The organism is Streptomyces yongxingensis, from assembly GCF_055597465.1.
Genome location: NZ_CM145717.1, coordinates 8,514,831 through 8,535,759, shown reverse-complemented (window position 1 = coordinate 8,535,759; position 20,929 = coordinate 8,514,831). Strand labels below are relative to the sequence as shown.

The 20,929-nt window shown below is 72.3% G+C and carries 21 protein-coding genes and 1 pseudogene; 14 read left to right on the top strand and 8 right to left on the bottom strand.

Annotated features, from left to right (window positions below; genetic code table 11):
- Positions 1-238: 238 nt before the first annotated feature.
- The 3 genes from ACZ6TD_RS36635 to ACZ6TD_RS36625 form a co-directional block, all read right to left on the bottom strand.
- Positions 239-1,030 (bottom strand): DUF5134 domain-containing protein, encoded by a 792-nt coding sequence (locus ACZ6TD_RS36635; protein ID WP_471344995.1) that lies wholly within the window; start codon positions 1,028-1,030, stop codon positions 239-241.
- Positions 1,031-1,747: 717 nt separating this feature from the next.
- Positions 1,748-3,226, bottom strand: coding sequence for a sensor histidine kinase (locus ACZ6TD_RS36630; RefSeq protein ID WP_471344993.1), 1,479 nt, complete (start codon positions 3,224-3,226; stop codon positions 1,748-1,750).
- Positions 3,223-3,957: a response regulator transcription factor gene (locus ACZ6TD_RS36625; protein WP_471344991.1), complete on the bottom strand. Its 735-nt coding sequence runs from the start codon at positions 3,955-3,957 to the stop codon at positions 3,223-3,225. Before ACZ6TD_RS36625 ends, ACZ6TD_RS36630 begins: the two co-directional genes overlap by 4 nt.
- Before the next feature lie 168 nt (positions 3,958-4,125).
- On the opposite strand from ACZ6TD_RS36625, the gene ACZ6TD_RS36620 reads away from it, so the two are divergent.
- The 8 genes from ACZ6TD_RS36620 to ACZ6TD_RS36585 all read left to right on the top strand — a co-directional run bounded on the left by ACZ6TD_RS36620 (position 4,126) and on the right by ACZ6TD_RS36585 (position 11,658).
- The gene (locus tag ACZ6TD_RS36620; protein WP_471344989.1) at positions 4,126-5,490 is read left to right on the top strand and encodes a ferredoxin reductase family protein; all 1,365 of its coding nucleotides are present in this window, start codon (positions 4,126-4,128) and stop codon (positions 5,488-5,490) included.
- A 34-nt stretch (positions 5,491-5,524) separates the two neighbouring features.
- Positions 5,525-5,977, top strand: coding sequence for an FMN-binding protein (locus ACZ6TD_RS36615; protein ID WP_471344987.1), 453 nt, complete (start codon positions 5,525-5,527; stop codon positions 5,975-5,977).
- A 43-nt stretch (positions 5,978-6,020) separates the two neighbouring features.
- A complete protein-coding gene (locus ACZ6TD_RS36610; protein ID WP_471358369.1) occupies positions 6,021-6,752 on the top strand; it encodes an FAD:protein FMN transferase in 732 nt (243 codons plus the stop codon).
- Positions 6,753-6,952: 200 nt separating this feature from the next.
- Positions 6,953-7,093 carry a hypothetical protein gene (locus ACZ6TD_RS36605; protein WP_452882138.1) on the top strand — a complete coding sequence of 47 codons (141 nt, stop codon included), beginning with the start codon at positions 6,953-6,955 and terminating at the stop codon, positions 7,091-7,093.
- Positions 7,090-7,179: a K(+)-transporting ATPase subunit F gene (gene kdpF, locus ACZ6TD_RS36600; RefSeq protein ID WP_018566520.1), complete on the top strand. Its 90-nt coding sequence runs from the start codon at positions 7,090-7,092 to the stop codon at positions 7,177-7,179. The genes ACZ6TD_RS36605 and kdpF overlap by 4 nt, the downstream gene beginning before the upstream one ends.
- 8 nt (positions 7,180-7,187) lie before the next feature.
- Complete coding sequence (gene kdpA, locus ACZ6TD_RS36595) at positions 7,188-8,849, top strand: potassium-transporting ATPase subunit KdpA (RefSeq protein ID WP_471344985.1); 1,662 nt, start codon at positions 7,188-7,190, stop codon at positions 8,847-8,849.
- The gene (gene kdpB, locus ACZ6TD_RS36590; protein WP_471344983.1) at positions 8,849-10,984 is read left to right on the top strand and encodes a potassium-transporting ATPase subunit KdpB; all 2,136 of its coding nucleotides are present in this window, start codon (positions 8,849-8,851) and stop codon (positions 10,982-10,984) included. The genes kdpA and kdpB overlap by 1 nt, the downstream gene beginning before the upstream one ends.
- 5 nt (positions 10,985-10,989) lie before the next feature.
- The gene (locus ACZ6TD_RS36585; protein WP_471344981.1) at positions 10,990-11,658 is read left to right on the top strand and encodes a potassium-transporting ATPase subunit C; all 669 of its coding nucleotides are present in this window, start codon (positions 10,990-10,992) and stop codon (positions 11,656-11,658) included.
- A gap of 160 nt (positions 11,659-11,818) precedes the next feature.
- On the opposite strand, the gene ACZ6TD_RS36580 is transcribed toward ACZ6TD_RS36585, so the two are convergent.
- From ACZ6TD_RS36580 to ACZ6TD_RS36565, 4 genes are all read right to left on the bottom strand, one after another.
- Complete coding sequence (locus ACZ6TD_RS36580) at positions 11,819-12,634, bottom strand: hypothetical protein (RefSeq protein WP_471344980.1); 816 nt, start codon at positions 12,632-12,634, stop codon at positions 11,819-11,821.
- Positions 12,631-13,179, bottom strand: a complete 549-nt coding sequence (locus ACZ6TD_RS36575) for a sigma-70 family RNA polymerase sigma factor (RefSeq protein WP_078956986.1) — start codon at positions 13,177-13,179, stop codon at positions 12,631-12,633. The genes ACZ6TD_RS36580 and ACZ6TD_RS36575 overlap by 4 nt, the downstream gene beginning before the upstream one ends.
- Positions 13,176-13,334: a hypothetical protein gene (locus ACZ6TD_RS36570; protein WP_167396636.1), complete on the bottom strand. Its 159-nt coding sequence runs from the start codon at positions 13,332-13,334 to the stop codon at positions 13,176-13,178. The genes ACZ6TD_RS36575 and ACZ6TD_RS36570 overlap by 4 nt, the downstream gene beginning before the upstream one ends.
- 546 nt (positions 13,335-13,880) lie before the next feature.
- Positions 13,881-14,720 carry a helix-turn-helix transcriptional regulator gene (locus ACZ6TD_RS36565; protein ID WP_471344978.1) on the bottom strand — a complete coding sequence of 280 codons (840 nt, stop codon included), beginning with the start codon at positions 14,718-14,720 and terminating at the stop codon, positions 13,881-13,883.
- Between the two features lie 103 nt (positions 14,721-14,823).
- On the opposite strand from ACZ6TD_RS36565, the gene ACZ6TD_RS36560 reads away from it, so the two are divergent.
- Positions 14,824-15,531, top strand: coding sequence for an SDR family oxidoreductase (locus ACZ6TD_RS36560; protein ID WP_471344976.1), 708 nt, complete (start codon positions 14,824-14,826; stop codon positions 15,529-15,531).
- A 30-nt stretch (positions 15,532-15,561) separates the two neighbouring features.
- Here the strand turns inward: ACZ6TD_RS36560 and ACZ6TD_RS36555 are convergent, their stop codons facing one another.
- Positions 15,562-16,287 (bottom strand): CDP-alcohol phosphatidyltransferase family protein, encoded by a 726-nt coding sequence (locus tag ACZ6TD_RS36555; protein WP_471344974.1) that lies wholly within the window; start codon positions 16,285-16,287, stop codon positions 15,562-15,564.
- Between the two features lie 118 nt (positions 16,288-16,405).
- Here ACZ6TD_RS36555 and ACZ6TD_RS36550 point away from each other — a divergent pair, with 118 nt between their 5' ends.
- The 5 genes and pseudogenes from ACZ6TD_RS36550 to ACZ6TD_RS36530 form a co-directional block, all read left to right on the top strand.
- Positions 16,406-17,404, top strand: a complete 999-nt coding sequence (locus tag ACZ6TD_RS36550) for a zinc-dependent alcohol dehydrogenase (protein WP_471344972.1) — start codon at positions 16,406-16,408, stop codon at positions 17,402-17,404.
- Between the two features lie 78 nt (positions 17,405-17,482).
- Positions 17,483-17,881, top strand: a complete 399-nt coding sequence (locus ACZ6TD_RS36545) for a 6-pyruvoyl trahydropterin synthase family protein (protein WP_471344970.1) — start codon at positions 17,483-17,485, stop codon at positions 17,879-17,881.
- A complete protein-coding gene (locus ACZ6TD_RS36540) occupies positions 17,878-18,984 on the top strand; it encodes a glycosyltransferase family 4 protein (RefSeq protein ID WP_471344968.1) in 1,107 nt (368 codons plus the stop codon). The genes ACZ6TD_RS36545 and ACZ6TD_RS36540 overlap by 4 nt, the downstream gene beginning before the upstream one ends.
- A complete protein-coding gene (locus tag ACZ6TD_RS36535) occupies positions 18,912-19,817 on the top strand; it encodes a class I SAM-dependent methyltransferase (RefSeq protein ID WP_471344967.1) in 906 nt (301 codons plus the stop codon). Before ACZ6TD_RS36540 ends, ACZ6TD_RS36535 begins: the two co-directional genes overlap by 73 nt.
- Positions 19,814-20,659: pseudogene (locus tag ACZ6TD_RS36530) on the top strand (lysylphosphatidylglycerol synthase transmembrane domain-containing protein); the annotation flags it as partial. The gene ACZ6TD_RS36535 and the pseudogene ACZ6TD_RS36530, both read left to right, overlap by 4 nt.
- Positions 20,660-20,929: the final 270 nt, after the last annotated feature.

The following is a 20,929-nucleotide window of genomic DNA, read 5'->3' as shown; positions in this document are numbered from 1 at the left end:
CCCAGGGGGTATCTCTCGCGCCTGTGGTGCTGACCACACTGGATTTTGTTCAGCCGCCGTCCGGCCCCTGGCCGCCCAGGAAATGAGCGGATGGCACGGCGTGCGCGATGAGTCCTTCAAGCTGGGAGCAGCCCGAGGACCGGCCAGTGGCTCAGCCTTCCTCTCGCTCGCCGACCGCCGACCCCGCGCCGCTCGCCGGGGCCGGCTTCCGGGGGTACGCGCACAGGAACCGACGCCGTCAGACGACCATCATCAAGAGCATCGTGGACATGGTTCCGCCCATGCCGATGTGTGCTGCCAGCGCCGCGTCCGGTGCCGCACCGAGCTTGCGACGGCGCCCCTGGCCCGGCCGCTCACCAGTCCGGGTCCTGTCCCACACGGAGATCGTCAAGGAAACCAGAAAGACAATCACCGTGTCCGGCATGGAGAGCAGCCAGCGCCCCCAGTTGCGACCCCGGCCGCCCTCCCGGCTCGCAGCCGAGCCACCCTTGCCGGTGCCCCGAACCCGTGCCCACACGGAGGCGCCGATCGACAGCAGGAAGTAGACAGCCAGCGCCGCCACCGCGAAACGCCACACGGGAGTCGACCCCACAGCTCCCCCGTCATCGGCTGCGGCAGTGCTCATACCGGGCATGTCCATTCCAGGCATGGATCCCATGCCGTCCATGTGGCTCATGTCGGCCGCGTTCCCCATGTTTTCCATCCCCGGCATGTGTGCCATTGAGGAGCCACCCAGCGCGAGAACCGGACCGGACGACGTACTCGTCATGGCGAGCGTCATGATCACCATGCCGGCGCTGCCGACGATGAGGTGCACCCAGTGGCGGCCGTGCTTCCAGCCGCACTCACGCGTGTGCTTGATCGCCATGGTCACGCCGCCGAATCCGAGCACGGCGAACACCACCGCCCACCACATGCCGTAACTCGCGTACCAGGCGACCGTGGCAGGCAAAGCCATGGCGGCCATACACAGACCCATCAGCAGCTCACCCACAGCCGCGAACCGAGTTTCACCGCTGGTGGTCGCCACCCGGACCGCGCTGACGGCCGCTACGAGGACAGACACCACCGCCACGGACCAACTGAGAGTCAGGGTTCCCATTTTCACCTTCCCGAACGTCCAAACGCGGCCGGTCGGTGCTCGTGCACCGGCTCTCCGTGCGGCGCGCTGTCGGCCATCAACTGCTATGGCTCTTAGTACGTTTCGGCGGGGATCAGTGTTCACCGGAAGGGAGCGTTTTAGCGCCGTCCCCCTTCCGGTTGGCTCAGGCGGTCAGCTGCGATCAGGGCGTGGCGCCGAAACGGGCGCCGGGAATGGGGCGCGGTATGGCGGGAGTCGGCTCACGTTCCATGGTCAGCGGCCAGGGTGATGGACAGATCAGCAGAGTCCTGCACGCCAAACGGCCTGCTATGCGCCTTCGTGGTCGAGCAGACTGCGGAGGGCCCTTGGCGGGGCCGATAGAAGAGGGACGCCACCGCGTCGATCGCGGCGAGGACGGTCGGCCTGGCCCGGCCGCCCCCTCATCGAGCGGGACACTCCCCGGACAGCGTCACCTTCAGCCGCAGGCACAGCCCTGCCAGCCGCTTGAGAAGCACGATATCGACCGAACCGAGACCGCAGCCGACAGACCGTGCCGCCGACTCGGTGAGACCGACACCCACAGCACCGACGAGCCGCAGCAGGGCCACAGCTCGGTCCGAGTCTCGGTCGGCACCGTTTGGCTTTTCATGGTCGTACAGCGTCCGGTCAGCCAGGATCGGGCACCGTGGTGCGGCGGGGGAGCCGGGCCCGGACGACGGTGGCGCCCGGCTTGCTGGTCAGCATGACCGTGCCGCCGTGCGCCGCGGTGACGGCACGGACGATCGCCAGTCCCAGTCCGGTGCCGCCCGCGGTCCGCGCCCGCCCCGGGTCGGCGCGGGCGAACCGCTCGAACACCTGGTCCTGGAGCGACTCCGGGACCCCGGGCCCGTCGTCCGCCACGCTGAACTCCACCCAGTCCTCGCCGGCCGGCCTCAGCCGGACCGTGACCCGGGTTCCGACCGGGGTGTGGGTCCGGGCGTTGGCCAGCAGGTTGCCCACCACCTGCTGGAGACGGTGCTCGTCGCCGAGTACCGTCACCGGTTCCTCGGCCAGTTCCAGCGTCCAGCGGTGGCCCGGCCCGGCGGCCCGTGCGTCGCCCGTCGCGTCCAGCACCAGCCGGGTCAGATCGACCGAGCGACGGGCCAGTGGCCGTCCCGCGTCGAGCCGGGCGAGCAGCAGCAGATCGTCCACCAGCGTGGACATCCGCTCCGACTCGGCCTGGATCCGCTCCAGCGCGTGCCGCACGTCATCCGGCACCGGGTCCGGATGGCGCAGCGCCAGTTCGGCGTGGCCGCGGACGGAGGCCACCGGCGTCCGCAGCTCATGGCTGGCGTCGGCGGCGAAGTGCCGCAGCCGCTCCTCGCTCGCGTGGCGACGGGCCAGCGCGTCCCCGACGTGGCCGAGCATGCGGTTGAGCGCGGTGCCCACCTGGCCCACCTCGGTGCGCGGATCGGTGTCCGGCACCGGCGGCGGCATGGCCACCTCACCGCTGGCCAGCGGCAGCTCGGCCACTCCGGCGGCGGTCGCGGTCACCCGCCGCAGCGGGCGCAGCGACAGCCGTACCCACAGCGCCCCGGCCACCCCGGTGGCCAGCAGCGCACTGCCGAACACCACGGTCTCCACGATCTCCAGCCGGTGCACGGTCTCCTCCACCGGACGCAGCGGCAGACCGGTGACCAGGACATCCCCGTCGTCCCCGGGGACCGCGACCACGCGGTAGCCGCCGAGCGCGGACAGCCGCACGCTGTGGCCGTCGCCGTCCACCGGCAGCCCCGCCAGGACCCGCCGGTCGGCGCCGGTCAGCGGTACGGCGGCGTCCGTCTGGTCGCGCACCACCGCCGCGTCGGTCGTCGTGCCGCGCAGCAGCCGGGCGCCGAAGGTGCGGTCCGACTGACCGCGGGTGTCAGGCGCGTTGTCGGCGTCGGGGTGCCGCTCCCCGTGCTCCAGGCTGGCCGGGAACCGGCCTCCGGCCGCCGTGAGCTGCTGGTCCAGTCGGCGCACCAGAAACCCCTCCAGCGCGAACACCGTGGTCAGCCCCACCGCCAGGCTCGCCACCGCCAGTAGCACCACCAGCCCCGCGGTCAGCCGGGCACGCAGCGTACGGGGCGGCCACCAGGACAGCCCCTTGATGAGCGGCCGCCTCATGAAGCCTCCGCCTTCAGCACATAGCCGACCCCGCGCACCGTGTGGATCAGCGGCGCCCGCCCCGCGTCGATCTTCTTGCGCAGATAGCTGATGTACAGCTCGACCACATGGGCCTGGCCGCCGAAGTCGTAGCTCCACACCCGATCCAGGATCTGCGCCTTGGACAGCACCCGCCGGGGGTTGCGCATCAGGAACCGCAGCAGCTCGAACTCGGTGCGGGACAGCTCCACGGCCACGCCCCCGCGGGTCACCTCCCGCGCCTGCTCGTCCATCACGAGATCCTCGACCACCAGCCGGTCGTCGCCCGGCTCCCGCGCCATCCCGGCCCTGCGCAGCAGCCCGCGCAGCCGGGCCAGCACCTCCTCCAGGCTGAACGGCTTGGTCACATAGTCGTCGCCGCCCGCCGTGATCCCCGCGATCCGGTCCTCCACCGCGTCGCGCGCGGTCAGGAACAGCACGCACACATCCGGCAGCTCCGCCCGCATCGCGCGCAGCACCGCGAGCCCGTCGGTGTCCGGCAGCATCCAGTCGAGCACCACCGCGTCCGGGCGGAACGTCCGCGCGGCGTCCAGCGCGGACGCGCCATCGGCGGCGGTACGGACCTCCCAGCCCTCGTAGCGCAGCGCTCCCGACAGCACCTCGGTCAGATCGGGTTCGTCGTCGACGACGAGGACGCGGACCCGGGCGCCGTCAGGTCGCAGCAGAAAACGGCCGGTGGAGTGCGTATCCATGATGCGTCCAGCATCCCTCGCGGTGCGCGGTGCCGAGGCCCGCCCTTCCTCTGAGTTTCCTCTGAATCCGATGAGTTTCCTCTGAATCCGAAGGCGTCGGCTCGGGTTCAGAGGGTCCTCAGAGCTTCGCGGGTGACGCTGACCGGGCACGTCACCGAGAGGACTCCTATGACCAGCACGACGCCACCGGTCCCGGCCGCCACCCGCCCGTCCCGGTCGGCACCGCGCCCGCCCAGCCCCGTCCCGGTGCTCGCACACATGATGATCTGGGGCGGGGCCGCCGCCGTCCTGGCGCTGTGGTGGAGTGACACCCCCTCGGTCGTCGGCGCCGCCGGCTGGCTGACCGGCGCGGGGCGGATCACCGGGCTGCTCGCTGGTTACGCGTGCGCGGTCCTCCTGCTGCTGATGGCGCGCGTACCGCTGCTGGACCACGCCATCGGCACCGACCGGCTGGCCCGCTGGCACGCCCTGGGCGGCCGCTACACGATCTCGCTGGCCTGCGCCCACGTCCTGCTGGTCATCTGGGGGTACGCAGCGGAATCGCACACCGGTGTGGTGGACCAGGCCACCACCCTGGTCCTCCACTACCCGGACCTGCTCAAGGGGACGATCGGTTTTCTCCTGTTCCTCGTCACCGCGGTCGTCTCCGCGCGTGCCGTGCGCCGTCGCGTCCCCTACGAGATCTGGCACCTGCTGCACTTCGCGACCTATCTCGCGGTCTTCCTGGCCTTCGGGCACCAGCTCTCCGACGGGGCCGACTTCACCGGGAACCGACCCGCCCAGGTGGTCTGGTACACCCTCTACATCGCGGTGGCGGCGCTGCTGGCCTGGTACCGGTTCGCCGTCCCGGTGCGCCGGGCGCTGCGCCACCGGCTGTACGTCACCGAGGTCCGGTCCGAGGCTCCGGGCGTCGTATCGGTGTACCTGTCGGGCAGCGGGCTCGAGGGGCTGCGCGCGGAGCCCGGCCAGTTCTTCCGGTGGCGGTTCCTGACCCGCGGCCTGTGGTGGGCCGCCAATCCCTACTCCCTGTCGGCAGCGCCGCACCCCGCGTACCTGCGGATCACGGTCAAGGCGTCCGGTGGCCACAGCGCGGCCCTCGCCCGTCTCCGACCCGGCACCCGGGCATGCGCCGAAGGGCCGTACGGGGCCTTCACCGCACGCCGCCGCCGCGCCCGCAAGACCCTCCTGCTGGGTGGCGGCGTCGGGATCACCCCGCTGCGGACCCTCTTCGAGACGCTGCCCGGCGAGGTGATCCTGATCTACCGGGCCCGGCGCCCCGAGGACCTGGCGCTCCGCGCCGAACTGGACGGCGTGGCCGCCGCGCGGGGGGCGGTCGTCCACTACGTCGTCGACGAGCCAGCCGCCCACTCCTCCCCGCTGACCGCCGGGGCACTGCGCGGTCTGGTACCCGACCTCGCCGAACGGGACGTCTACGTGTGCGGCCCGCCGGGCATGACGCAGGCCGCGTCGCGCGCCCTGCGCGAGGCGGGAGTGCCGCGCCGCCGTGTCCACCACGAGTCATTCGCGTTCTGAGTCCGATCCGCGCCGCCTCCGAAGGAGATCCACCGTGCGCAAGGCCGCCGTGACCACCGTCTCGACCGTGGCAGGTGTGATCCTGCTGCTGTCGCTCAAACCGCACCAGAACCCGGCCCCGGACATGAGGGCATCGCCACCCTCCTCCGGGACACCGGGAGCGTCGTCGTCCTCCGCGCCGACCGGGCACCAGCCCTCGAGCGGCGGCGCCTCCGGCACGTACACCGGCAGCGTGATCAATACCTCGTACGGACCGGTCCAGGTGGCCGTCACGCTCTCGCACGGCAGGATCACCGCCGTCAAGGCGCTCCGGACACCGTCCGACCGGCCCCGCTCCCAGCAGATCGCCGCCGACGCCGTACCGCGGCTGACGCAGGAGGCGCTGAGCGCCCAGAGTGCGCACATCGACGCGGTCTCCGGTGCCACCTACACCAGCGAGGGGTACGCCCGGTCCCTGCAGAGCGCACTGGACCGGGCCGGTGTCTGACGCGTCCGCCCCCGCGCGCGGACCGCGCCACGTCGAGCACGCCATGGGCACGGTGTTCTCCTTCGACCTCCGCGACCCGGCCACCCCGCCCGTCCGCCGGGCCCTGAAGGAGGCCGTCGCCTGGCTGCACCACGTGGACGAGGTCTTCTCGACCTACCGCCCCGACAGCGTGATCAGCCGCCTGGGCCGTGGCGAGCCGGTCCCGGAGCGGTACGGGCCGGAGGTGGCCGAGGTGTTCGCGCTGTGCGACGAGGCGGCACACGCCACCGGCGGCTGGTTCACCCACACCCCCGGCGGCCGGCTCGACCCTTCCGGGATGGTCAAGGGCTGGGCGGTCGAACGGGTTTCGCGGATGCTGTACGCGGCGGGCGCCCACAACACGTGCGTCAACGGCGGCGGCGACATCCAACTGCGCGGCGAAGCCGCCCCCGGCACACCCTGGCGGATCGGCATCGCCCATCCCGCCCGCCCCGGGAAGCCGGCCGCCGTGGTCACCGGTCGCGACCTGGCCGTCGCCACCTCGGGGACGGGCGAGCGCGGCGCGCACGTGCTGAACCCGCACACCGGCCGGCCCGCCACCGCCCTGACCTCGCTCACCCTGACCGGCCGTCACCTCACCCGGACCGACGCCTACGCCACGGCCGCGTTCGCCATGGGTGCCGGGGCCCGTGACTGGGTCGAGGCGCTGGAGGGCCACGAGGGGCTGGGGATCACCGCGGCGGGTGAGATCTGGCGCACCCCCGGCTTTCCCGGGGCCACCTGGGCGGGGCCGTGAGGCCGCGCGGCCACCAGGGCGACGGCCATCCCGATCGCCTCCGGGAAGCCTCGAGGAACACCGCGCCCAGCAGCGCGCCCAGCAGGGCGACGGGGCGCACGCGGATCGCCGTATGGGACCCGTCAAAGGCGCGCTGATCGCCGTATGGGACCCGTCAACGACGGTCGGATCCGGCCAGGGAACGGGGTTTCCTTCTTGCGTTGTCCGTTCGATCCGCTGTTCGCGGATCTCCCCCGACCTCTTTCCAGGAGCTCGCGATGGCCGATGTGGCCTTCGTCGTCGCCACGATCGCGGTGTTCGCGCTGGTGGCCTTTGTCGCCAAAGGGGTGACGAAGCTGTGACCGCCGAAAACGTCGTCGGCCTGATCGTGGCCGTCGCCCTGCTGGGCTATCTCGTCCTCGCCCTGATCTTCCCGGAGAGGTTCTGAGAACAAGCATGGGTCCCGTACTCGCCGGCGTGCTGCAACTGCTCGCCCTCATGGGGGCGCTGGCCCTCGCCTACGTCCCTCTCGGCACCTACATGGCCAGGGTCTACTCCTCGGACAAGCACTGGCGGGTGGAGAAGTGGATCTACAAGGGCATCGGTGCCAACCCCGACGCCGAGATGCGCTGGACCGCGTATCTGCGCGGGGTGCTGGCCTTCTCGGTGGCCGGGGTGCTCTTCCTCTATCTGCTGCAGCGGCTCCAGGGCGGCCTGCCCGGTTCGCTGGGGTTCTCCTCGATCGAGCCCGCGCAGGCGTTCGATACGGCCGCGTCGTTCGTGACGAACACCAACTGGCAGTCGTACGCCGGTGAGCAGGCCATGGGCCACGTCGTGCAGACCGCCGGTCTGGCCGTGCAGAACTTCGTGTCGGCGGCGGTGGGCATCGCCGTCGCGGTGGCGCTGGTGCGCGGCTTCGCGCGCTCGCGCACCGGTGAGCTCGGGAACTTCTGGGCGGATCTGGTGCGCGGCACGGTCCGCGTCCTGGTGCCGGTGGCGGCGGTCGCCGCCGTGGTGCTGGTCGCCTGCGGGGCGATCCAGAACTTCTCCGGCATCCACGAGGTCGGCCAGTTCATGGGCGGTTCGCAGGCGTGGAACGGCGGCGCCGTGGCCTCGCAGGAGGCCATCAAGGAGCTGGGCACCAACGGCGGCGGATACTTCAACGCCAACAGCGCCCACCCGTTCGAGAACCCGACCCCGTTCACCAACCTCTTCGAGATCTTCCTGATCCTGGTCATCCCGCTGGCGCTGACCCGCACCTTCGGCGTCATGGTCGGCTCGGTCAAGCAGGGCTACGCGATCCTGGCGACCATGGTCACCATCTGGGTCGGCTTCGTCGCCCTGCTGATGTGGACCGAGTTCGCCCACCACGGCCCGGCGCTGCAGGCCGCCGGTGGTGCGATGGAGGGCAAGGAGACCCGCTTCGGGGTCGGCGCCTCGGCGCTCTTCGGGGTGTCGACCACGCTCACCTCGACCGGAGCGGTGGACTCCTTCCACTCCTCCTTCACCGGCCTGGGCGGCGGCATCACCATGCTCGGCATGATGCTGGGCGAGATCGCGCCCGGCGGTGTGGGCTCCGGCCTCTACGGGATGCTGATCATGGCGATCATCGCGGTGTTCATCGCCGGGCTGATGGTCGGCCGTACGCCCGAGTACCTGGGCAAGAAGATCGGTTCCCGCGAGATCAAGCTGGCGGCCTGCTACATCCTGGTCACCCCGGCGCTGGTGCTGATCTTCACCGCCGCCTCCGTGGCCCTGCCGACGCCGCCGCACTCGATGCGGGGCTCCGGTGCGCACGGCTTCTCCGAGGTGCTGTACGCCTTCACCTCCGCCTCGAACAACAACGGCTCGGCCTTCGCGGGCCTGAACGCGAACACCGACTGGTACAACACCACGACCGGGCTCGCGATGCTGCTCGGCCGCTTCGTGCCCATGGTCTTCGTGCTGGCGCTGGCCGGCTCGCTCGCCGGGCAGCAGCCGGTGCCGGCCACCGCGGGCACGCTGCGCACCGAGAAGCCGCTGTTCACCGGGTTGCTGGTGGGCGCGATCCTGATCATCACCGGTCTGACGTACTTCCCGGCACTGGCGCTGGGGCCGCTGGCCGAGGGGCTGGCGTGATGACCACCCGCACAGAAAACCACGAGGACTCCATGTCCACTGTCACTCCGACCAGGGCGCCGCACAGCGGCGTTCCCAGCGGGCACACCTCGGCCGAGAGCGGTGTCGGCGCGGGCCTCTTCGATCCCCAGCAGTTGCTCAGGTCGCTGCCGGACGCCTTCCGCAAGCTGGATCCGCGGGTGATGGTGAAGTCGCCCGTGATGTTCGTCGTGCTGATCGGGTCCGTACTGACCACCGCGTTCTCGTGTCAGGACCCGGGCGACTGGTTCGGCTGGGCGATCAGCGCCTGGCTGTGGCTGACCGTGATCTTCGCCAATCTGGCGGAGGCGGTCGCCGAGGGCCGTGGCAAGGCGCAGGCCGACACCCTGCGCAAGGCGAAGACCGACACCGTCGCGCGCCGGCTGCTGGGGGACGGCTCGGAGGAGCGGATCCCCGGCACCGGGCTGACCATCGGTGACCTGGTGGTCTGCGAGGCGGGCGAGGTCATCCCCGGCGACGGCGACGTCGTGGAGGGCGTCGCCTCGGTCGACGAGTCGGCGATCACCGGCGAGTCGGCGCCGGTGATCCGGGAGTCCGGCGGCGACCGTTCCGCCGTGACCGGCGGGACGAAGGTGCTGTCCGACCGCATCGTCGTCAGGATCACCGCCAAGCCTGGCGAGACCTTCATCGACCGGATGATCAACCTGGTCGAGGGCGCCGCGCGGCAGAAGACGCCCAACGAGATCGCGCTGAACATCCTGCTCGCCTCGCTGACCATCGCGTTCCTGCTCGCCTGCGCCACGCTGCCGCCGTTCGCGGATTACGCGGGCACGCGTCTGACGATGGTGGTGCTGGTGGCGCTGCTGGTCTGTCTGATCCCGACGACGATCGGCGCCCTGCTGTCGGCGATCGGCATCGCGGGCATGGACCGGCTGGTGCAGCGCAATGTGCTGGCGATGTCGGGCCGGGCGGTCGAGGCCGCCGGTGACGTCTCCACGCTGCTGCTGGACAAGACCGGCACCATCACCCTCGGCGACCGGCAGGCGGCGGAGTTCGTGCCGGTGCGCGGCACCACCGCGGCCGAGGTGGCGGACGCCGCCCAGCTGTCCTCGCTGGCCGACGAGACCCCCGAGGGCCGGTCCGTCGTCGTCCTGGCGAAGGAGGCGTACGGACTGCGCGAGCGCCACCAGGGCGAGCTGGTGGGCGCCGAGTGGATCGGGTTCACCGCGCAGACCCGGATGTCGGGTGTGGACGTCGGCGAGCGGAAGATCCGCAAGGGGGCGACCGGTTCGGTCATCGCCTGGGTGAGGGAGCGGGGCGGCACGGTCGCCGAGGACGCGGACCGGATCGCCCACCGGATCTCTGAGGCGGGTGGCACCCCGCTGCTGGTGGCGGTGCACGACACCGGCGGGGCCCGGGTCCTGGGCGTCATCCACCTCAAGGACGTGGTCAAGGAGGGCATGCGGGAGCGGTTCGACGAGCTGCGCCGCATGGGCATCAAGACCGTCATGATCACGGGTGACAACCCGCTGACGGCCAAGGCGATCGCCGAGGAGGCGGGCGTCGACGACTTCCTCGCCGAGGCCACGCCCGAGGACAAGATGGCCCTGATCAAGCGCGAGCAGGCGGGCGGCAAGCTGGTCGCGATGACCGGTGACGGCACCAACGACGCCCCGGCGCTGGCGCAGGCGGACGTCGGGGTGGCGATGAACACGGGGACGTCGGCCGCCAAGGAGGCCGGCAACATGGTCGACCTCGACTCCAACCCGACCAAGCTGATCGAGATCGTGGAGATCGGCAAGCAGTTGCTGATCACCCGGGGCGCGCTGACCACCTTCTCCATCGCCAACGACGTCGCGAAGTACTTCGCGATCATCCCGGCGCTGTTCGCGGCGGTCTACCCGGGCCTGGACAAGCTGAACATCATGCGGTTGTCCTCGCCGGACTCGGCGATCCTCTCCGCGGTCGTCTTCAACGCGCTGATCATCATCGCGCTGGTGCCGCTCGCCCTGAAGGGCGTGCGCTACCGGCCGATGAGCGCGGACCGGATGCTGCGGCGCAACCTCGGGATCTACGGTCTCGGCGGCCTGATCGCGCCCTTCATCGGCATCAAGATCATCGACCTGCTCATCTCCCTCATCCCCGGGATCGGCTGATCGCCATGAACCATTCCGTCACGAACACCGTCCGGCTGTTCGGCGCCGGGCTCCGCGCCCTCCTGATGCTGACCCTGGTGACGGGCGTCGTCTACCCGCTGGTGGTCACCGGCGTCGCCCAGGGGCTGTTCCACGACAAGGCGAACGGCTCCGAGATCACGGCGCACGGCAAGGTCGTCGGCTCCTCGCTGATCGGGCAGTCGTACGACCTGCCGCTGAAGAAGGGCCAGGAGACCCCGGACCCCGATCTGAAGTGGTTCCAGGGACGCCCTGCGAACGGCCTCGGCAGCAACAGCGTCAACACCCAGTACGCGCTGCTGCTGTCCGGAGCCACCAACCTCTCCGCCGACAGCAAGGACCTCCTCCGGCAGGTCCGGGACGCCAAGGCCGCGGTCGTCAGGAACAACTCGGTGCCCGGCTACACCGTCGAGCCGTCCCAGGTCCCCGCCGACGCGGTGACGTCCTCCGGCTCCGGGCTGGACCCGGACATCTCCCCGCAGTACGCGAAGATCCAGGTCCACCGGGTCGCGGAGCGGAACGGGCTGTCCGTCGCCCAGGTGGAGAAGCTGGTGAAGGACACGACCGAGGGGCGCACGGCCGGGTTCATCGGCGAGCCGCGGGTGAACGTCCTCGAGCTGAACGTCGCGCTCAAGGGTCTCGTGGCCCAGCGCTGAGGTTCGGGCGCCGAGGTTCGCGTGCCGAGGAGTGGTAGCTGTCGGCCGGAGGATTCTCCGGCCGACAGCTCCCGCCTGCGGCGGGTTGTTTCCCCTCCCCACCCCTTCCCACAACTGGGGCTCCGCCCCCAGACCCCGGGGTCCAGGGGCGGAGCCGCACTTACGCGGGGGAACCGCTGCGCGGCCGCTCCGGCAGCACGGCGCGGTCGGGCGGAGGCGCGGCGTCCGTGGTGGTCTTGGTGGTCTTGGTGGTCTTGGCTGTGGTGAGGTCCTCGATGCGGTCGGCGAATCCCGGCTCCGGCAGCGGGAGGTCGATGTCGGGGTCGTCGGTGAAGTCGACGGCCTCGGCGACGTAGTGGATGACCGCCCTGGTGGCGGGCGGGACCTCCTGCCCCCTCTTCAGGCCGTGCAGGATGCGGAGGGCGGCGGCCATCTCGTGGTCGGTGGCGGTCCAGTCCTCCACGGTGTCGGTGACCGGCGGGACGTCGTTGCCCGCCTGCTCGTGCCACCACTCGAGCCACGCGTGCGCCTGGCCGTCCTCGCCCAGGGCCATGTGGTGGAGGTAGAGGCAGTACGCGGCGGCGGGGTCGCCGGCGCCGGCGGCGAACTGCCACCAGAACTGGGCGTGGTCCTCATGCCCGGCCAACTGGAGCACGCATCCCAGGACCCGGGAGCCGGGCGGTTCGAGGATGCGGCGGGTGAGGAAGTCCCGCAGTTGGGTCAGGGCGCCGGGGCGGGCGATGATCGCCTCGCACAGGGTGTGCAGGTCCTGCGCCATCCGCTCGTCCACGCCCGGCGCCGCGGCTCCGGTGGCCGCGGCGGTCCGCCGGCCCTGTTGTGGGGGGCGCTCCTGGGGCGGGGTGCCACCGGGGTTGGCGTGGCGGGCGGCGAGCCGGGCCTCGGCGGCCTCGAAGTCGATGGGAGGGGTGGGGTTGAGCAGGGCCCGCGCGAGGATGCGGTCAATGGGTGAGGTCATCGGTTGTCCTTGGCCAGGAGTTGTTGCAGACGGCGGCGGGCGTAGCGGGCGGTGGAGCGGACGCCGGCCTCGGTGATGCCGAGGTGGGTCGCGGTCTCGGCGACGCTGTAGCCGCGGCAGTGGAGCAGGATGACCACGTCCTGCTGGCGCTCGGGGAGTTTCTTGATCGCCTGATAGAGGTTCAGGCTCTCCTCCAGTGCGGCGATGGGGTCGACCGCGTCCTTGAGGATCGCGGTCTCGAAGGTCGCGTTGTCCAGGAGGGCGGGGCCCCGGTTGCGGGCCCGCGCGAGGTCGATGACCCGGTTCTTCATGACCTTCCAGGCGTAGGCGGCCGGGTTCTCCATGGTCAGCACCTTGGGCCAGCAGCGCAGGAGTTGTTCGAAGGCGGCGTCGACGGCCTCTTCGGCGTCCGCGTGGTTGCCGAGGTAGACCATGGCCCGGTCGATGTACGCCTTCCGGTGGAGTTGGTGGAAGGCACGGAAGTCGGCGGGGAGTCCGGCGGTCATCGAGGTGATCTCGCGCGAGCGCGGGAAGTCGTTGGTCACCGCTCCCCTCCCTCCTGGTTGTTGCGATGCAGTTCCGATACGCCGACGCGGACTCCCATCGCGGCCGCGCGGCGCAGGAGGGCGATGGCGTCACTGCCGAATACCCGGGTGACGAGTACGGCGGTGACGACGTTCACCACGGTTTGAAGATTCACCGGACTTCGCTGTCCTTCTGTTCGTCGTACGAGGGTGGCCCCCACACGCCCCGCGAGTGCGCCGTGTTGCGCCCTCTGTTCAGATAGCGCGCACCAACGCCGGTTCGTGCATCGGATGAGCCTAAAATCTTACGGAACGCAGCGATCCAATTACGCAAATATGAAAATCCCATCGCCCGATTGGGGTGTGCGGTCCGACCCCGTACCACCCGCGCCGCCCCGCGGCGTCGTACGCGAGCGGCGGGCTACGGGGTGTCCGGCGGACCACGCGGCGGAGCCGCATATCGGCGCTTCCCTCTCCCCGCCCCTTCCCGCTACAGGGGCTCCGCCCCTGGACCCCAGGGGTCGACGAGCCGACCGTCACCGTCGTGACCACCTGCGCCGTCGGGCTGACCGCGGTTCGGCAGACCGGTGCGGCGGACGACCGCACACATCCGGGCCGCCCGGCCGGGGTCCGGGGCGGAGCCCCCGCGTGGCGGAGCCGCGTATCGACGGTGCGGGGAGGGGAGCAGCCCGTCGCGGGCGGCACGGTCCGTCAGAAGGGCCCTAGCCGGTGAGCGTCTGGGTGCCGAGCACGGTGAGCAGGGCGAGGCGTTCGGCGTCCTCGGTGCCGGGCTCGGCGGTGTAGACCACGATGCGCAGATCGCTGCCCGCCACGGTGAGCACATCGCAGTCCAGCGTCAGCGGGCCCACCCGTGGATGGTCGATGGTCTTGCGCGATGCCTCGTGGTGGCCGACCGCGCCGGAGTCCCACAGTTCGGCGAACCGCTCGCTGTTCGCGCGCAGCTCCGCGACCAGCCGCCGCAGCCGCTGGTCGGCCGGGTAGCGGGCGGCGGCCGTACGGAGATCGGCGACCAGCGCGGCCTGGAACTCGCTCCGGGCCTCGGCCGTCTGCCGGGACCCGCTGTCCTGGCTGACGAAGTGCCGCCAGACTCCGTTGCGCTCGTTGCCGCGCCACCGGGACGGATCGCCCCTCAGGGCCACATACGGCGGATTGGCCATGAGCAGCGTCCAGGAGGCGTCGCTCACGGCCACGGGCGTTCCGGTCAGCCGGTCCAGCAGCCGCTGGACGCTCGGGGTGATGTACGCCGGGACCGTCTCCGGGCCCGGTGGGACCAGCCCGGCCAGCCGGAAGAGGTGGGCGCGCTCGGCCGCCGACAGCCGCAGCGCCCTGGCCAGGGCCTCGACGACCTGGGTCGAGGGGTGGGACGCCCGGCCCTGTTCGAGGCGGGTGATGTAGTCGACGGAGATCCCGGCGAGCAGGGCCAGCTCCTCACGGCGCAGCCCGGCCGCGCGCCGCTGCCCGCCGGCCGGCAGCCCGGCGGCCTCCGGCGGGACCCGGTCCCGCCAGCGCCGTACCGCCTGCCCGAACTCCGTGGTCGCCATGGTCACCAGTGTGCACCTCGGCCGGGGGACGAGCCTGGTACCCGCGGTCCCAGGAAGACGGAGCACCTGGCTGCCCGCGCGGCCCCGGATGCAGCCTGGGGGCATGACGACAACACTTATCACCGGAGCGAACAAGGGTCTCGGCTTCGAGACCGCCCGCCGACTGATCGCCGCGGGTCACACCGTCTACCTGGGCAGCCGGGACGCCGACCGCGGACGCCGCGCCGCCGAGCGGCTGGGGGCGCGGCTGGTCGTCCTCGATGTCACCGATGACGCGTCCGTGGCCGCCGCCGCCAAGACCATCGAGGCCGACGGCGGACTGGATGTACTGATCAACAACGCCGGTATCGAGGCGCGGACGCCGGACGGCGGCGTGATCGGCGCCGCAGAGGTCACCGCCGAGATGATGCGGGAGGTCTTCGAGACGAACGTCTTCGGCGTGGTGCGGGTCACCCACGCCTTCCTGCCGCTGCTGCGGCGGTCCGCCGCCCCGGTCGTGGTCAATGTCAGCAGCGGGCTGGCCTCGCTGGAGCGGGTCTCCACCCCGGACACCCCCATGCACGCCTACCCGGGGGTCGCCTATCCGGCGTCGAAGGCCACGGTCAACATGGTCACCGTGCAGTACGCGAAGGCGTTCCCGGAGATGCGGATCAACGCCGTGGAGCCCGGCTACACCGCGACGGACCTCAACGCGCACACCGGTCACCAGACCGTCGAGGAGGGCGCCGAGATCATCGTCCGGATGGCGCAGGTGGGCCCGGACGGCCCGACGGGAGGCTACTTCGACATCGAGGGCCCCCTCCCCTGGTAGCGGGCGGCGGGCTCGCCGGCGCCGCCGCGCTCACCGCGCCCCGCTGTCCCGGGTGCGCCACAGCCACCTGATGTCGCGGGCGAAGGACCAGCCGAGCAGGGTCAGGGCCAGCAGGGCGGCGCCGAAGGCCGCCGGATACGGGAGCACATCGGCGCCGACGACCAGCAGCAGGACGCCCTGGAGCGCGGCCACCGTCTTGCGGGCCGTGCTCGGGGGCAGCTGGCCGTTCAGCCAGGGCAGCACCCATGCCGCGGCCACGAAGGCGTAGCGCATGGCGCCGATCAGCAGCACCCAGGGGCCGAGGAGGGTGGCCACATAGATGCTGAGCACCAGGATGAGGACGGCGTCGACCTCCATGTCGAACCGCGCGCCCAGGGAGGACGAGGTGCCGGTGCGGCGCGCCACCTGTCCGTCGACCGCGTCGAGGATCAGCGCCACCGCGGTGAGGGACACCAGGGCGGTGACCGGCGTCGGGCTCTCGAAGGAGTCGGCGACCAGCGCGGTCACCCCGCCGACGAGCGTGGCCCGCGCCAGGGTGACGCGGTTGGCCGCGCCGAAGGAGGCGAGCCAGGACCGCTGGAGGGCGCGGGTGAGCACCGCCCAGGTGGCGACCGCGAAGGCCAGGCCGGTCAGCCAGCCCGCGGGTCCCAGGTCGATCGCCGTGCCGAGCAGGACGAGCAACAGCAGCTGCGCGGCCGCGCCCGCGGCCGTCTCGTTGCGCACCAGCGTCGTGTTGTAGGGATTGTTCAGGGCCACCGTGCACCCTCCGGGCTGTGTGGCGGAGTGGATGGGTGCCGCGTACCGTGTTCGCGGCTTCATGGTCATCCGTACGTGGGCCACCGTCCGATTGTTCAGCCCCTCAGGAGAACGTCGTATGACGCGCACCGCCCGTGCCTTCTGGCTCCGCTCCCCCGGCCATGGCGAGATACGGGAGGTGGACCTGGACGAACCCGGGCCCGAGGACGTGGTGGTGCGCACGCTGTGCTCCGGGGTGAGCCGCGGTACGGAGACCCTGGTCTTCCGCGGTGGCGTACCGGAGAGCCAGCACACCGCGATGCGCGCGCCGTTCCAGGACGGCGAGTTCCCGGGGCCGGTGAAGTACGGCTATCTCAATGTGGGCCTGGTCGAGGAGGGGCCGGCGTCCCTGCGGGGGCGCGCCGTCTTCAGCCTGTATCCGCATCAGACCCGCTATGTGGTCCCGGCGAGCGCGGTGACCCCGGTGCCGGAGGGCGTGCCCGCGCCGCGCGCGGTGCTGGCGGGGACGGTGGAGACCGCGGTGAACGCCGCGTGGGACGCCGCGCCCCTGCTGGGCGACCGGATCGCGGTGGTGGGGGCGGGGATGGTGGGCGCCTCCGTCGCGGCGGTGCTGTCCCGGTTCCCCGCCGTACGGGTGCAGTTGGTGGACGCCGAGCCGGCGCGCGCGGAGGTCGCGCGGGCGCTCGGGGTGGACTTCGCGCTCCCCGGGGAGGCGGCGGGCGACCTCGATCTGGTGGTGCACGCCAGCGCCACCGAGCAGGGGCTCGCCCGCTCGCTGGAGCTCCTCGCCCCGGAGGGCACCGTGCTGGAGCTGAGCTGGTACGGGGACCGGCGGATCGGCCTGCCGCTGGGCGAGGCGTTCCACTCCCGGCGGCTGACGGTGCGCAGCAGCCAGGTGGGGACGGTGTCTCCGGCCCGGGGCGCCCGCCGTTCCTACGGCGACCGGATGGCGCTGGCACTCGAGCTGCTCGCCGATCCGGCCTTCGACGCCCTCGTCACCGGCGAATGCGGTTTCGAGGAGCTTCCCGAGGTGCTTCCGAGGCTCGCCTCGGGCGAGATTCCGGGGCTGTGCCACCGGGTTCGCTACGACGCGGAATCTGCCGTGTCATCCGTCTGAACACGGGGAACGCGACGGCCGTACTAGAGGGCGTGCCCCGGCCGAGGGCCCGACGCGCCGTATCTGGAGGGTCATCCGTTGTTCAGCATCACCGTTCGCGATCACATCATGATCGCTCACAGTTTTCGCGGCGAGGTCTTCGGACCCGCGCAGCGGTTGCACGGGGCGACGTTCCTCGTGGACGCCACCTTCCGCCGTGCCGAGTTGGACGACGACAACATCGTCGTCGACATCGGCCTGGCCACCCGTGAGCTGGGGGAGGTGTGCGGCGCGCTCAGCTATCGCAACCTCGACGAGGAACCCGACTTCAAGGGGATCAACACCTCCACCGAGTTCCTCGCCAAGGTGATCGCCGACCGCCTCGCGACACGGGTGCGCTCGGGGGCGCTGGGCGAGGGCGCCCGCGGGCTGTCCGGGATCACCGTCACGTTGCACGAGTCGCATGTCGCCTGGGCGAGTTACGAGCGTGGCCTATGAGCCCGGCCGCACCGCGTACGGTGCACTTCGTGATGCCCGGCGGGGTGGCCGACCCGGCCGCGCCGAGCGGCGGCAACGTCTACGACCGGCGGATCTGCCGGGATCTGCCCGGCTCCGGCTGGCGGGTCGAGGAGCACGCCATCGCGGGCGACTGGCCCCAGCCGGGCCCGGCCGCCCGCGCCGAGCTGACCCGCCTCCTGACCGCGCTGGCGGACGGCACGCTCGTCCTGCTCGACGGGCTGGTGGCCTGCGCGCTCCCGTACATCGTCGTCCCGCAGGCCCAGCGGCTGCGGCTGTCGGTGCTGGTGCATCTGCCGCTGGGCGACGAGACGGGGCTGGCCCCCGGCCGGGCCGAGGATCTGAGGGCGCTGGAGGGCCGGACGCTGCGCGCGGTGCGGACGGTGGTGGCCACCAGCGCCTGGGCGGCCGGGCGGCTGGTGGATCTGCACGGGCTGGTCCCGGACCGGGTCCATGTGGCGGCGCCCGGCGCCGACATCGCGCCGCTCGCCTCCTCCGGCGGCGATGGCTCACGGCTGCTGTGCGTGGCCTCGGTGACCCCGCGCAAGGGGCAGCTCCGGCTGGTCGAGGCGCTCGCGCGGATCGATGATCTGCCCTGGGCCTGCGACTGTGTGGGCTCCCTGGAGCAGGACCCGGAGTACGCCGCCCGGCTCCGGGAGCTGGTCGAGAAGCTGGGCGTGGCCGACCGGGTGCATCTGCTCGGCCCGAGGACCGGCGCCGAGCTGGACGCCGGCTACGCGTCCGCCGACGCGGTGGTGCTCGCCTCGTACGCCGAGACCTACGGCATGGCGGTGACCGAGGCGCTCGCCCGGGGGATCCCGGTGCTGGCCATGGCCGTCGGCGGGGTCCCGGAGGCGGTCGGGCAGGCACCCGACGGCAGGGTGCCGGGCATCCTCATCGACCCGGACGACCCCGACGCGCTCACGGCGGCGCTGCGCCGCTGGCTGGGCGACCCCGGTGCGCGCCGCCGGCTCACCGCCGCCGCGCACGAGCGGCGCACCGCGCTGGCCGGGTGGGAGAACACCACCCGCAATCTGGCCGGTGCGCTGGAACAGCTCCGAGACGAACCGCGGAGGGCCGCGTGAAGACGACCGACGTACCGCGTTACACCCCCGACTGGCTGGAGCTGCGGGAGGTCGCCGACGCGGCGGCCCGCTCCCCCGAACTCCTCGAGGCGCTCGGCCCCCGGCTGTCCGGCCCGCCGCTGGTGATCCACGACCTGGGCTGCGGCACCGGCTCCATGGGGCGCTGGCTGGCTCCCCGGCTGGGCGGCCCGCAGTTGTGGATCCTGCACGACCGCGACCCCGATCTGCTGGACCGGGCGGCGGTGCGGATGCCCCGGGCGGCCACCGACGGCAGCCGCATCACCGTCGCGACGGCGCGCGGCGACCTCTCCCGGCTGACCGCGAGCACGCTGGACGGCGCCTCGCTGGTGACGGCGTCCGCGCTGCTGGACGTGCTCACCCCCGAGGAGGTGGACGGGATCGCCGCGGCCTGCGCCGAGGCGGAGTGCCCGGCGCTGCTGGCGCTGTCCGTGGTGGGGCGGGTCGAGCTCACCCCGGCCGACCCGATGGACGCGGAGATCACCGAGGCGTTCAACGCCCATCAGCGGCGCGGCGGCCTGGTGGGCCCCGACGCGATGGCGGTGGCCTCCGAGGCGTTCGCCCGGCACGGCGCGACGGTACGCACCCACGCCAGCCCGTGGGTGCTGGGCGCCGAGCACTCCGCGCTGACGGCCGAGTGGCTGCGGGGCTGGGTGGGCGCGGCCGTGGAGCAGCGGCCGGAGCTCGGCGCGCACGCCGAGGCGTATCTGCGCCGCCGGCTGGCGATGGCCGCGGCGGGCGCGCTGCGGGTGGTGGTGCACCACCACGATCTGCTGGCGCTGCCCGCGCCCCGCACGCTGGGGGCGGCCGCGTGACCGCCGCGCTGCGGGCCCGGCTCGGGGCGGCCGCGGGCGTCGCGATCCTCGGGGTGGTGCTGTGGCGGCTGGGCACCGGGGCCTTCGTCGAGGCCCTGCGCACCATCGACGGGCTCACCCTGCTGGCGGCGGTCGGCCTCGGCCTGCTCACCACGGTCTTCAGCGCCTGGCGCTGGTGTCTGGTGGCGCGGGGGCTGCGGATCCGGCTGCCGCTGGGCCCGGCCGTCGCCGACTACTACCGCGCGCTGTTCCTCAACGCCGCGCTGCCCGGCGGGGTGCTCGGCGATGTGCACCGCGCGGTGCGGCACGGGCGGGACGCGGGGGATGTCGGCCGGGGCGTGCGCGCGGTGGTGCTGGAGCGGGTCGCGGGCCAGGTGGTGCTGATCGCGGTGGGGGTGGCGGTCCTGCTGGCCCACCCCTCGCCGGTCCTGGAGCACACCGGTCGGCTGATCGGCGGGCTGACCACGGCATGGGTACTGGCCGCGGTGGGCGTCCTGTCGCTGCTCCTCATGGTGGCTTTGGTGGCCGTCCGGCGCCGCCGCCGCGCGGCGCCGGTGGCCGGGCGGCGGCGGGGCGCGGTCCGCGGCGCGCTCCTCGAGGCGCGCCGCGGGCTGCTGGCCCGGGGCAACTGGCCGGGGGTGGTGATCTCCTCGGTGGTGGTGCTGGCCGGGCATCTGACGACGTTCGTCCTGGCCGCGCGGGTGGCGGGGTCAGACGCTCCGCTGACCGAGCTGGTGCCCCTGATGGTGCTCGCCCTGATCGCCATGGCCCTGCCGCTGAACGTCGGCGGCTGGGGCCCCCGCGAGGGCGTGACCGCCTGGGCCTTCGGCGCCGCGGGCCTGGGCGCGGGCCAGGGGCTGACCGTGGCCGTGGTCTACGGGGTGCTCACCTTCGCCGCGAGCCTCCCCGGTGTCGTGGTGCTGGCCGTCCAGTGGTGCGGCCGGCTGCGGGGCCGACAGGTCGAGTTCGAAGAGGGTGTCCTCGCCGAGGGTGTCGCGGCGGACCGGCGGGCGGAGCGCGTCCCGCATGACCGTCGTCCCGTCGAAGCGCAGCCCGGGGATGCCGTCGCCGAGCAGGACCGGGGCCACGGTGACGTAGAGCCGGTGCAGCGC